We start from the raw sequence: 12,809 nt of genomic DNA on the forward strand, positions 1-12,809 counted from the left end.
AAAGAAATTCGAGAGCGGTCGTCAGCGCGCGGCGGCGCTCGTCACCGCATCGATGGAAGCCGCGAGGCGGGCGGCGATTTCCCGCAGGTCTTGCCGCGTGGCGATAAAAGGCGGCGCGAGCAGCACGTGGTCGCCCTGTCGGCCATCTACGGTGCCGCCGAAGGGGTAGCACAGCAGGCCGCGCGCCATGGCGTCTTTCTTGATGGCTGCGTTGACCTTCAAGGACGGATCGAACGGTGCCTTGCTCGCACGGTCGGCCACGAGCTCGATGCCCCAGAAAAAGCCGCGACCGCGGATGTCGCCGACATGCGGGTGGCCGCCGAGCGCCTCGGCCAGCATGGCGCCGAACGCCACGCCGTCGTCGCGCACCTTGGCAACGAGGCCGTCGCGCCGGATCACCTGCTGCACCGCGAGCGCCGCCGCGCAGGCCATCGGATGGCCGAGGTAGGTATGGCCGTGCCGGAAAAAGCCGCTGCCCTTCGACATGGCATCGACGATCTTTCGCTGCGCCAGCACCGCGCCAATCGGCTGGTAGCCACCGCCAAGGCCCTTGGCAATGGTCATGAGGTCGGGCACCACGCCCTCCTGCTCGCAGGCGTGCAGCGTTCCGGTGCGGCCCATGCCGCACATCACTTCGTCGAGGATGAGCAGCACGCCGTATTTGTCGCACACCGCGCGCACCGCCTTGAAGTAGCCCGGCACCGGCGTGAGCACGCCGGCCGTGGCGCCGCCCACTGTTTCAGCCACGAAGGCGATCACGCGATCAGCGCCCTGCGCGACGATGGCAGTCTCGAGCTCGGCCGCGAGGCGCAGGCCGTATTGCTCGGCGCTTTCATCGGCGCGTTGCTCGCGGTACGGGTAGCACGGCGCGACGTGCGTGGCCGGCACCAGAATGGGCGCGAACGGTTCGCGGCGCCACGCATTGCCGCCCACCGCAAGCGCGCCCAGCGTGTTGCCGTGGTAGCTCTGGCGGCGCGCGATGAAGTGCGTGCGCTGCGGCTGGCCAATCTCTACGAAGTACTGCCGCGCCATCTTCAGCGCCGCCTCCACCGCCTCGGAGCCGCCGCTCACCAGGTACACATGGCTCATGCCTTCGGGCGCCGAGGAAATCAGCTCGTCGGCCAACTGCTCTGCCACCTCGCTGGTGAAGAAGCTGGTGTGCGCGTACGCCAGCTTGTCGAGCTGCGCGTGCATGGCAGCCAGCACTTCGGGGTGCGCATGGCCGAGCGAAGACACGGCTGCGCCGCCCGATGCGTCGAGGTATTCGCGCCCTTCGGCGTCGCGGATGAACATGCCCTTGGAGCCCGCGGCAACCGGCGGGCTGTGGCGAAGGTGGCGATGAAAGACGTGCGTCATGGTGGCGGGTGGCAGCAAGATGGCGGATTCGCGTTTGGAACTAACGTTTCGACGGATTATTGTTTGGAACATTTGTTCCGTCAACCGTTCCGTCGTTCCATGTCCGGTACATTCGTTCCAACAGCAGCTGCCAAAGAGACACCGCCATGGGCGCCAGAGACCAGATCCGCCAGCGTTTCAACGAACTGAGCCCCGCCTTGCAGCAGGTGGCGCGCTATGTGCTCGACCATCCGAACGAAGTGGTGACCACCTCGATGCGCAACGTGGGCACGCGCGCGCAAAGCACGCCCGCCACGCTGGTGCGCTTTGCGCAGCACCTGGGCTATGCGGGCTGGCCGCAGCTGAAGGAAGCCTTTGCCGGCGACATGGGCCTGGGCACCGAAACTTACGGCGGGCGCGCCAAGCAGCTCATCGGCCGCGCGCAGGACAGGAGCCTCACGGGCGAGATGTTCGAAGTGCAGCGCCGCAACCTGGAGGCCACGCACCAGCAGAGCGAGCAGGCGCTGCAAAAGGCCTGCGCATTGATCGAGAAGGCGCCCGCGGTGCACGCGGCGGGGTTCAGGGCCTGCTTTCCGATCGCGTTCTCGTTCGTCTACGTGTACCGGCTCTTCCGCGCCAGCGTGCACCTGGTCGACGGCCAGGGCGGCTCGCTCGAAATGCAGCAGCGCGCCTTTGCCAAGGGCGATGCGCTTGTGGTGGCCAGCTTCATGCCCTACTCGCGCGAGGCGCTGCAGGTGACGGAGGCGGCCAAGGCGGCGGGCTGCCGCATCGTTGCCATTACCGACAGCGTGGCTTCGCCGCTTTCGCTGCTGGCGGACGAAACGCTGCTCTTCACGATCAACAGCCCCTCGTTCTTTCCCTCGGTGGCGGCCGGCGTGGCCGTGACAGAGGCACTGGTCGAACTGCTCGCGAGCCGCGCGGGCAAGCCGGTGATCCGGCGCATCGACCAGGCGGAGGCGCAGTTGTTCGAATCAGGCGCGTACCTCGTGCCGCCGGTGGCGCGCGGTAGCTAAAAAAATAGGTATGGCCAACCAATCGCATGCTGCGGTGCCGCATTGCGGAACCCGGCCAGAACCGCCCGGTCAAACAGCTGTCGCAGCTTTGTGTTGCGACAGGAGGTAATGACCATGAAGCAAGTGAAACACTGGCAAGACCCGGTCAACATCGTTCTGGGTGTGTGGCTGATCGTCTCGCCCTGGGTCCTGGGTTTCCAGGACGTGACCTTCGCGATGTGGAGCACGGTAGCGACCGGTATCGCACTGGGCGCCGTGGCGCTGGGGGCGACCCTGGTTCCCCGTGCCTGGGAAGAGTGGACCGAAGGCGCGCTCGCCATCTGGCTGGCCGTATCCCCCTGGGTACTCGGCTTTGCCACCGTCGAGAACGCAATGGTCAACGCGGTGCTCGTGTCCGCGGCCATCCTGGTGCTTGCGCTCTGGGTGCTTGTGACCGACAAGGACTACCTGGGCGGGTCGATGGACCGTCACGCGCACTGAAGGCACGTTGACTACGTTGCCCCTGCCTGCCAGCCGCCGCCGAGGGCTTGGATGAGCGCCACTGCGGCGGTCTGGCGATTTACAAGCAGCTGCACCAGCGTGCGGCGTGCGTTCAACGCGGCTGCCTGCGCAGTGACCACCTCGGTGTAGCTGACCTGGCCGGCGCGATAGCGGTTGAGCAACTGCTGCTCGGTCTTGTCGGCCGCGGCCGAGGCTTCGCGCCGCAGGCCTTCCTGCTGCGCCAGTGCGGCACCGGCGGTCAGCTGGTCTTCCACGGCCTGGAAAGCGGTGAGCACCGTCTGCCGGTAACGCGCCACGCTGGCTTCGTGGCCCGCCTTGGCCGAATCGACGCTCGCACCGATGGCGCCTGCGTCGAACACCACCTGCGCCACCGAAAGGCCGAGCGCCCACAGCGTGTTGGATGCATTGAACAGGTCTTTCACGCGGCTTGCGTTGCCGCCCACCGAGGCGCTGAGCCCAAAGTTGGGAAAGTACGCCGAGCGCGCAATGCCGATCTGCGCATTGGCGGCCGCCACCGCGCGCTCGGCCGCCGCGATGTCGGGCCGGCGCTGCAGCAGCGTCGATGGCACGCCGGTCGGAATCCCCGGTACCGTGGGCGTCCACTGCGCCGCGGGCAGGCTGAAGTCGGCCGGCGCCACGCCCACCAGCATGGCGATGGCGTGCTCCAGCGTGGCGCGGGTGCGCTGCAGGCCCACACGCTCAGCCTGGGCGCTCACGAGCTGGGTCTGTGCCTGCAGCACGTCGGTCTGCGCGGCAATGCCGGCCTTGTAGCGGTTGTTCGTGATCTCGAAGGCACGCTGGTAGCCCTCGATGGTCTGGTCGAGCAGCACGATCTCGGCATCGGTTTCGCGCAGCGAGAAGTAGTTGGTGGCCAGGTCGCCAATGGCCGAGAGTCGCGCCGAAGCAAGATCGGCCTCGCTGGCCTCTGCACTGGCCTGCGCGCTGCTCACGGCCTGCCGCAGCCGGCCCCACACATCGGGCGCCCAGTCGACACCCAGCGTTGCGGCAAAAGTGCTGCTTGCGTTGCTGGTGCTGCCGGCGTTGCCGCTCCGCCTGCCGCTGCCGTCGAGCGACACCGTCGGGAACAGCGCGGCGCGCTCTCCGCGCACCAGTGCCTGGGCCTGCGCGTAGTTGGCCACGGCCGCGGCAATGTTCTGGTTCGACACCTGCACGCGGGCAGCCAGCTCGTCGAGCGTCGCATCGCCGAAAAGCTTCCACCATTCGCCGCGGTCGAGCGCGTCGGCCGGCGCGGCGGGCAGCCAGCCTTCGGCGGCCTTCTGCTCTTTCCATTCGACAGGAGCGGCCGAGCTTGGCACCTGGTACGTCGGGCCTACGGCGCAGCCGGCCACCATGGCGGCCAACACGAGTGCGGACAGCCTGCCGGGCAGATGCGAGCGAATGCGTGGTCGTTGTTTCATGGCAGGTTCGTTCATTCTTCTGTTCATGTCGGCGAGCTTGCGGCGCGGCTCAGGTGGCGCTCGTTGCCGGAGCGCCGGCGAAGCTTGTCGAGCAGCACATAGACCACAGGCGTTGTCAGCAGCGTAAGCAGTTGGCTCGCCACCAGGCCGCCGATGATCGCGACGCCCAGCGGCTGGCGCAGCTCGGAGCCCTGGCCGAAGCCGATGGCCAGCGGCAGTGCGCCGAGCGCGGCGGCCAGCGTGGTCATGAGAATCGGCCGGAAGCGCAGCAGGCAGGCCTCGCGCACCGCTTCCACGGCCGAAATGCCGCGCGCACGCTCGGCCTCGAGCGCAAAGTCGATGATCAGGATCGCGTTCTTCTTCACGATGCCGATCAGTAGAAAGAGCCCGATCAGCGCAATGATCGAAAACTCCATGCGGAACAGCAGCAGCGCCAGCACCGCGCCCACGCCCGCAGAAGGCAGCGTGGTGAGCACGGTGATCGGGTGGATCAGGCTTTCATAAAGCACGCCCAGCACGATGTAGATGACCACGATGGCCGCCACGATGAGCGCCAGCTGCTGCCCCTGCGATTGCTGCGCCGCCAGCGCCGTGCCCTGGAAGCTGCCGCGCACATTCACAGGCATGGCAATGTCCGCCTCGGCCTGCGCGACGATGCGCCGCGCATCCTGCAGCGTGACGCCCTCGCCCAGGTTGAACGAGACGGTGCTCGCGAGCTCGGTGTCCTGGTGGTCGATGGAGCTGGGCACCGCCCGCTCGCTCACCTTGGCAATGGCCGAGAGCGGCACCATGAGCGTGGTGTTGGCCGCCAGCGCCTGGCCGGTGGAAGCGGTACGCAGCCCCGGGTTGGCCGACGTGGTGGTCGATGTGCCGGTGCTCGCGTCGGTGGTGTTGGCCAGCGAGCTCACGGTGGTGGCGCCGCTCGCGGTGGTGCTGGTGGTGAGCGTCGAAGGCACGTACAGGTCCTTCAGCACCACGGGCGCGCGCTGGTAGCGCGGGGCCCATTCCATGATGACGGAATACTGGTTGAGCTCGTCGTAGATGGTGGCAACCGAGCGCTGGCCGTAGGCGTTGTAGAGCGCGTTGTCGACCGCGCTCGAGGTCACGCCCAGCCGCGCGGCGCTGTCGCGGTCCACGTCGACGAAGGTTTCCACCCCGTTGTCGGCCTGGTCGCTGTCCACGTCGGTGAGCGCGGTTTCCTGGCGCAGCCGGTCGGCCAGCTTCGCAGTCCAGGTGCGCAGGTCGGCAAGGTTGTCGCCCTTCAGCGTGTACTGGTAGGTCGAATTGCTCGAACGCCCGCCCATGCGCAGGTCTTGCACCGGGCTCAGGAAAACGCGCAGGCCGGTCAGCTGGTTGAGCTGCGGCCGCAGCCGGTTGACGACCGCCGCGGTCTTTTCGGTGCGCTGCGACAGCGGCTTGAGATTGACGAACATGAAACCGCCACCCGAGCGGCTGCCGCCCGCAAAGCCCACCACGGAATCGACCGCCGGGTCCTTGTGAATGATGTCGACCGCCTGGCGCAGCTTTTCGCTCAGTGCCACCGATGAAATGCTCTGGTCCGCGCGCAGGCCCGCATTCAGCTGTCCGTTGTCCTGCTCGGGGAAGTAGCCCTTGGGAATGGCGGCAAACAGGTAGAAGTTCAGGCCGACCACGGCCAGCAGCACCACCATGACCACGGCCTTGCTCGCGAGCGCCCAGTCGAGGCTGTGGGCATAGGTGCGCAGGCTCCACTGGTACACGCCTTCCGACATGCGCGCCAAGCGCCCCGGCGGCTTGGCATTGGGCTCCTCGGGCTTGAGCAGCATGGCGCAGAGCATGGGCGTGGTGGTGAGCGATATGACCAGCGAGATCAGCACTGACACCGACAGCGTGACCGCGAATTCGCGGAACAGCCGGCCGATCTGCCCGTCCATGAACAGCAGCGGAATGAACACCGCCACCAGCGAGAGGCTGATCGACAGCACGGTAAAGCCCACCTCGCGCGCACCGCGCAGCGCAGCCTCCACGCGGCCCATGCCGGCCTCGATGTGGCGGCTGGTGTTTTCGAGCACCACGATGGCGTCGTCCACCACGAAGCCCGTTGCCACGGTGAGCGCCATCAGGCTCAGGTTGTTGAGGCTGTAGCCCAGCAGGTGCATCACCCCGAAGGTGCCGAGCAACGACACCACCGTGGCCACCGCAGGGATGATGGTGGCGCGCGCCTTGCGCAAAAAGAGGCCGACCACCAGCACCACCAGCGCAATGGAGATCATGAGCGTGGCCTCGATCTCGCGCAGCGAGGCGCGGATGGAGTTGGTGCGGTCGGAAGCCACCTGCACCTCGATGTCCTGCGGCAGCTGCGCGCGCAGCTCGGGCAGCAGTTCGCGCACGCCATCCACGGTTTCGATGATGTTGGCGCCGGGCTCCTGCGTCACCAGCACGATCACCGCCGGCTGCCCGTTGAAGAGGCCCAGCGTGCGCGTGTTCTCCACGCTGTCGATCACCCGCGCCACGTCGCCCAGCCGTACGGCCGCGCCGTTGCGCCAGGCAATGACCATGTCGCGGTATTCCACCGCGTGGCGGCCCGGCGAGGGCGTGTAGATCTGCAGTCGGCGGTCATCGTTCTCGATCGCGCCCTTGGGCCGGTTGGCGTTGTTGGCCTGGATGGCGGCGCGCACGTCTTCGCTGCTGATGCCGAAGCGGTTGAGCGAGAAGGGTTCGAGCTCCACCCGCACGGCCGGCAGCGAGCCTCCGCCGATCTCGACCTCGCCCACGCCTTCCACCTGCGAGAGCTTCTGGCTCACGATGTTGGACACGGCCTCGTAGATCTGCCCCGGCGTGCGCGTCTTGGAGGTGAGCGCAAGAATCGCGATGGGAGCAGCCGTCGGGTTGCGCTTGCGGTAGGTCGGGTTGCTGCGCAGCGTGGCAGGCAGGTCGGCCCGCGCCGCGTTGATGGCCGCCTGCACCTCGCGCGCGGCGCTGTCGATGTTGCGCTTCAGGTCGAACTGCAGGCTGATGCGGGTCGAGCCGTTCGAGCTGGTCGAGGTGAGCTCGTTCACGCCAGCAATTACGCCCAACCGCCGCTCCAGCGGCGTGGCAACGCTCGACGCCATGGTGCTCGGGCTCGCACCCGCGAGACTGGCGGTCACCGAAATGGTCGGAAAGTCGACCTGCGGCAGCGGCGACACAGGCAGCACGAAGAACGCCGCAATCCCGGCCAGCGCGATGCCGACGGTCAACAAGACCGTGGCGATCGGGCGTTCGACGAAAGGCCTGGAGAGGTTCATTCGGCCACAGCCTCCCGCTTGCGCCCGAATCGGCGGCCCATGCGGTCAAAGGCCAGGTACACCACCGGCGTGGTGAACAGCGTGAGCACCTGGCTCACCACCAGGCCGCCGAAGATGGCCAGGCCCAGCGGCCGGCGCAGCTCTGCGCCCTCGCCCCAGCCGAACATCAACGGCAGCGCTGCAAAAAGCGCCGCCAGCGTCGTCATCAGAATGGGCCGGAAGCGCAGCAGAGCCGCCTGGTGAATGGCCTCCTGCGGCGACTTGCCCTCGCGACGCTCGGCGTCAATGGCAAAGTCGATCATCATGATTGCGTTCTTCTTCACGATGCCGATCAGCAAGATGATGCCGATGATGCCGATCACGCCCAGGTCGTTGCCCGTGACCATGAGCGCAAGCAACGCGCCCACGCCGGCCGAAGGCAGCGTCGAGAGAATCGTCAGCGGGTGGATGTAGCTCTCATACAGCACGCCCAGCACGATGTACACGCACACCACCGCCGCCAGAATGAGCCACAGCTGGTTGGAGAGCGACTTTTCGTAGGCCCCCGCCGCACCCAGGAAGCTCATCGTCATGCTCGCCGGCATGCCGATTTCCTTTGCCGCCGCGCGAATGGCCGCCACCGATTTCCCGAGCGCCACGTTCTCGGCCGTGTCGAAGCCCACCGTGGCCGCAGGGTACTGCGCCACGTGCGTCACCTGCAGCGGCGCGGACTGCTCGCGCACCGTGGCAATCGACGACAGCGTGGTCGGCGCGCCGCTGCCGGTGCGCAACTGCAGGTTGCCCAAGAGCTGCGGCGAGGCCAGCGCTTCGCGCTGTGCTTCGAGGATCACTCGGTACTGGTTGGTCTCGGTGAAGATGGTCGAGACAATGCGCTGGCCGAATGCGCTGTAGAGCGTGTCGTCCACCGAACTGGCCGTGACGGAGAGGCGCGACGCCGTGTTGCGGTCGATGTCGACATAGGCGGCCAGTCCCTTGGCGCCCGCATTGGTGGTGGCATTGCGCACCAGCGGCTCGGAGCGCAAGCGCTCCACGAGCTTTTGGGCCCAGGTGTCGACCGTATTGGTGTCCACCCCTTCGAGCGATACGCGGAATTCGGTCGGGCCGGTTTCGGCGTCGATGGTCAGGTCTTGCGTGGGCTGCAGGTACAGCGTGACGCCGGCCACCGAGCGCACCCTCTCGCGCAGGCGCTGCATGGTGGCTTCCTGGTTGCCCCGGTCGGCCTTCATGTTGATGAGCATGCTGCCGGTGTTCAGCGCCGTGTTGTTGGCCGCGTCCACCCCCACCACGGAGCTCACGCTGGCCACCTCCGGGTCGGCCAGGATGGCATTGGCGGCCTGCTGCTGCAGCTCGGCCATGCGGGTGTACGACACGTCTTGCGCGGCTTCGATGCGCGCCTGCAGCTGGCCGGTGTCCTGCGTGGGAAAGAGCCCCTTCGGAATCACCATGTAGAGCAGCACCGTGAGCGCCAGCGTGGCCACCGCCACCACGAGCGTCAGCGGCTGGTGGCGCAGCACCCATTGCAGCCACACGTCGTAGCGGGCGATCACGCGGTCGAAAAAGCGCTGCACGCTGGCACCGAAGCGCCCGCCCTCTTCGGCTTGCGGCTTGAGCCAGCGCGCCGACATCATCGGCACCAGCGTGAGCGACACCACGGCGGAAATCAGGATGGTGATGGCCAGCGTGACGGCAAACTCGCGGAACAGCCGGCCCACCACGTCGCCCATGAACAGCAGTGGAATCAGCACCGCGATGAGCGACACGGTGAGCGAGATGATGGTGAAGCCGATTTGCGTGGCGCCCTTGAGCGCGGCCTTGAACGGCGGGTCGCCCTCTTCCAGGTAGCGCGCGATGTTTTCGATCATCACGATCGCATCGTCGACCACGAAGCCCGTGGCAATGGTCAGCGCCATCAGGCTCAGGTTGTTGAGGCTGTAGCCCAGCAGGTACATCAGCCCGCAGGTGCCGATGAGCGAAATTGGCACCGCAAGGCTTGCAATGATGGTCGCGCGCACGCTGTGCAAGAAGAAGAAGATCACCAGCACCACCATCACCACGGCCAGCCCGAGCTCGAGCTGCACGTGCGAGACCGACGCGCGGATGCCGGTGGTGCGGTCGCTCAGCACCTCCACCTTCAGCGAGCCCGGCAGCGAGGCCTCGAGCTCGGGCAGTTGCTTCTTGATGGCGTCGACCGTGCCGATCACGTTGGCGCCGGGCTGGCGCTGCACGTTCAAGATGATGGCCGGGTACAGCACGGGGTCCCGCTCGCCCACGCGCAAGGCGGCCCAGGCGCCCAGCTGCGTGTTCTCGGCGCCGTCGACCACGCGCGCCACGTCGGTCATGCGCACCGGCGCGCCGTTCTTCCAGGCGACGATGAGATTCTTGTAGTCGTCCGCCGTCACGAGCTGGTCGTTGGCGTTGATGGTGTATGCCCTGCGCGGTCCGTCGAAGCTGCCCTTGGCGCTGTTGGCATTGGCCGCGGTGATGGCGCTGCGCAGCGTGTCCAGGCCAATGCCCACCGAAGCCAGCGCGTTGGTGTCCGCCTGGATACGCACCGCCGGCCGCTGCCCGCCCGAAAGCGACACCAGCCCCACGCCGCTCACCTGGCTGATCTTCTGCGCGAGCCGCGTGTTCACGAGGTTCTGCACCTCGGTGAGCGGCATGGTTTCGGAGCTCACGGCCAGCGTGAGAATGGGCGCGTCCGCCGGGTTCACCTTGGCATACACGGGCGGCGCCGGCAAGTCGGCCGGCAGCAGCGAGCCGCCGGCGTTGATGGCCGCCTGCACCTGCTGCTCGGCCACGTCCAGCGTCTGGTCGAGCGCGAACTGAAGCGTGACGATCGACACGCCCGCCGAGCTCACGGAGCTCATGCGGTTGAGCCCGGCCATCTGGCCGAACTGGCGCTCCAGCGGCGCGGTGACGGTGCGGCTCATCACCTCGGGGCTGGCGCCGGGGTAGAGGGTCTGCACCTGGATGGTCGGGTAGTCGACCTGCGGCAGCGCGGCCAGCGGCAGCAGCCGCAGGCCCACGAAGCCGGCCAGCACAATGGCCACCATCAGCAGCGCCGTGGCCACCGGCCGATCGATAAAAGGGCGTGAGGGGCTCATCGCGAACGCGCTCGCTTGTTCCGTGGGTTGATGCCGATGCTCTTCATTGCGGCGGGCGCTGGCGCCGCCGCTCTCCACCGCCTTCGCCGCGCTCTCCGCGCGGGCCCGATGCCGCACCGCGGGGCCCCGAGGCGCCGCCGCGCGGGCCCATGGCCGGGCGCTCGCCCTGCAGCTGAACAACGGCGCCGTCCTTGATGCGGTCGCCGCCTTCGGTCACCACGTTCTCGCCGGCCTGCAGGCCTGAAGTGATGGCGACCACATCGACATTCGCCTCGCCGCGCTTCACCTGGCGCATCGAGACGGTGCGGTCCTGGTTGATGACATACACGTAGTCGCCATTGGGGCCGGTGCGCACCGCCGTGACCGGTACCACCACCGCGCGCACCTTGCGCAGCAGCATCTGCACGTTGACGAACTGGCTCGGGAACAGCGTGGTCTGCGCATTGCCGAAGCGGGCCTTGGCCTTGACCGTGCCGGTGGTGGTGTCGACCACGTTGTCGAGCGTGGAGAAGGTGCCCGTGTCGAGCGTTGCCGCGCGGGTGCGGTCGAACGCGGTAACCGGCAGCGGCTCGCCCTTGGCAAGCTGCGTCTGGATGTCGGGCACGCGATCTTGCGGCACCGAGAACTGCACGTCGATCGGGTTCATCTGCGTGATGACCGCAATGCCCGTCGTTGCATTGGCTGTGACGGTGTTGCCCGCGTCCACCGCGCGCAGGCCGATGCGGCCGGCCACTGGCGCGGTGATGCGGGTGTAGTCGAGGTTCAGCTTGGCGGCGGCTTCGGCGGCCAGGTCGGTGGTGACCGTGCCTTCGAGCTGCCGGACCAGCGCGGCCTGGGTGTCCACGTCTTGCCGGGCGATGGAGTCTTGCGTCAGCAGCGTGCGGTAGCGCGCCAGGGTGACGCGCGCGGCCTCGAGCTGCGCCTCGTCGCGCTGGCGCGTGCCGCGTGCCTGCATGAGCGCCTGCTCGTAGGGCCTTGGGTCGATGCGCGCGAGCAGCTGGTTCTTGGCAACGGTTTGCCCTTCGGTGAACAGCACCTCGGTGAGCACCCCGCCCACTTGCGCCCTCAGCGTGATGGTTGCGAGCGGCGTGACCGTGCCGAGCGCGTCGATGGTCACCGGCAGCTCGATCTCGCGCGCCAGCGCATTGCCAACGGTAACGGTGGCGCCGCCGAAGCCCGGCCCGCCGGCGGAGCTGGTCTTGCGGTTGATGAGGTACCAGGCGCCGCCTCCCAGCAGCAGCAATAACAGCAGCGCAATCAGGCTGCCAAGCCAGAGCCGGCGGCGCGAAGGCGGCCGGGGCGGCGGGGACGAGGCGGGGTGTACCGGTTGAACAGCAGGCGAATCGCCGGAAGAAGGCTCGGAGTTCGGTGATTCCATGTGTGGTGTGGCAATGCGCAAGTACGGCCGCTAGTGGAGCGCTGGATCGTAGCGCTCCTGTCTTATGAACCGTAAAGCATCGGTAAAGCTTCGGAAAACGGCGCGTTTCGCGCCCCTGGGCGGCATTCCGCGCGCCCGGCCCGCATTTCGTCGCAGACCCATGGCCCGGGCTCGCATGCGCCGGCACAGTCCGGCCCATCGAATCATCTTTTCACCCAGGAGAAACGCCATGCTGCTGCAGATCATTCTTCATACCCCGAAGTGGGTCTTTGCCGTTTTTGCGCTGCTCCTGTGGCTTGGCTGCAGGCAGTTGCTGACCGGCCAAGTCAGCCTGGCCAAGGTGACGGTGATGCCCGTTGCCATGACCGGCCTTTCGCTGGCGGGCGTGATCTCGGCCTTCGGCGATTCGCCGGGTGCCCTGCTCGGCTGGGCCGTGGCCGCCGCCGCGCTGGTGCTGGTGGTGCTTCAGCAGCCCCTGCCCGCCACCACGCGCTATGACCGCGACGCTCGCAAGTTTCATGTGGCCGGGAGCGCCGTGCCGCTGGTGCTGATGATGGGCATCTTCTTCACCAAGTCCGCGGTGGGCGTGTCCCTCGCCATGCACCCTGAACTGCGCCAGCAGGCCAGCTTTGCCGCTGCAATCCCGATGCTGTACGGCGCCTTCAGCGGCATCTTCGCGGCGCGCGCCGTGCGGCTCTGGAAGCTGGCCCTCCGCACCGACGCCATGGCCGTGCAGGCCCGTGCGGCCTAAGATCGCCAGCCGATTCATCGAC

General features: G+C 67.4%; 8 protein-coding genes. 3 read left to right on the top strand and 5 right to left on the bottom strand.

Translation table 11 applies throughout. The features are described 5' to 3' along the window. Positions 1-21 precede the first annotated feature (21 nt). Positions 22-1,356 (bottom strand): aspartate aminotransferase family protein, encoded by a 1,335-nt coding sequence (locus V9L20_RS11510; RefSeq protein WP_337296697.1) that lies wholly within the window; start codon positions 1,354-1,356, stop codon positions 22-24. A gap of 146 nt (positions 1,357-1,502) precedes the next feature. On the opposite strand from V9L20_RS11510, the gene V9L20_RS11515 reads away from it, so the two are divergent. Together V9L20_RS11515 and V9L20_RS11520 are read left to right on the top strand one after the other, a co-directional pair. Next, positions 1,503-2,369 (top strand): MurR/RpiR family transcriptional regulator, encoded by an 867-nt coding sequence (locus V9L20_RS11515; RefSeq protein WP_258501324.1) that lies wholly within the window; start codon positions 1,503-1,505, stop codon positions 2,367-2,369. A 114-nt stretch (positions 2,370-2,483) separates the two neighbouring features. Further along, positions 2,484-2,849: an SPW repeat protein gene (locus tag V9L20_RS11520; RefSeq protein WP_337296698.1), complete on the top strand. Its 366-nt coding sequence runs from the start codon at positions 2,484-2,486 to the stop codon at positions 2,847-2,849. Between the two features lie 11 nt (positions 2,850-2,860). Here V9L20_RS11520 and V9L20_RS11525 read toward each other — a convergent pair whose 3' ends face one another. Genes V9L20_RS11525 through V9L20_RS11540 form a run of 4 tightly spaced genes read right to left on the bottom strand, consistent with a single transcriptional unit; the run spans position 2,861 to position 12,036 of the window. Further along, the gene (locus V9L20_RS11525) at positions 2,861-4,303 is read right to left on the bottom strand and encodes an efflux transporter outer membrane subunit (RefSeq protein WP_337296699.1); all 1,443 of its coding nucleotides are present in this window, start codon (positions 4,301-4,303) and stop codon (positions 2,861-2,863) included. 8 nt (positions 4,304-4,311) lie between these two features. Then, complete coding sequence (locus tag V9L20_RS11530) at positions 4,312-7,554, bottom strand: efflux RND transporter permease subunit (protein ID WP_258501445.1); 3,243 nt, start codon at positions 7,552-7,554, stop codon at positions 4,312-4,314. Next, positions 7,551-10,658 (bottom strand): efflux RND transporter permease subunit, encoded by a 3,108-nt coding sequence (locus V9L20_RS11535; protein ID WP_337296700.1) that lies wholly within the window; start codon positions 10,656-10,658, stop codon positions 7,551-7,553. The genes V9L20_RS11530 and V9L20_RS11535 overlap by 4 nt, the downstream gene beginning before the upstream one ends. Positions 10,659-10,701: 43 nt before the next feature. Continuing rightward, positions 10,702-12,036: an efflux RND transporter periplasmic adaptor subunit gene (locus V9L20_RS11540; protein ID WP_337296701.1), complete on the bottom strand. Its 1,335-nt coding sequence runs from the start codon at positions 12,034-12,036 to the stop codon at positions 10,702-10,704. Between the two features lie 229 nt (positions 12,037-12,265). Here V9L20_RS11540 and V9L20_RS11545 point away from each other — a divergent pair, with 229 nt between their 5' ends. Then, a complete protein-coding gene (locus tag V9L20_RS11545; protein WP_337296702.1) occupies positions 12,266-12,787 on the top strand; it encodes a DUF6622 family protein in 522 nt (173 codons plus the stop codon). The last annotated feature ends 22 nt before the right edge of the window (positions 12,788-12,809 follow it).

The sequence above is a fragment of the Variovorax sp. CCNWLW225 genome, assembly GCF_037204045.1.
Taxonomy (GTDB): domain Bacteria; phylum Pseudomonadota; class Gammaproteobacteria; order Burkholderiales; family Burkholderiaceae_C; genus Variovorax.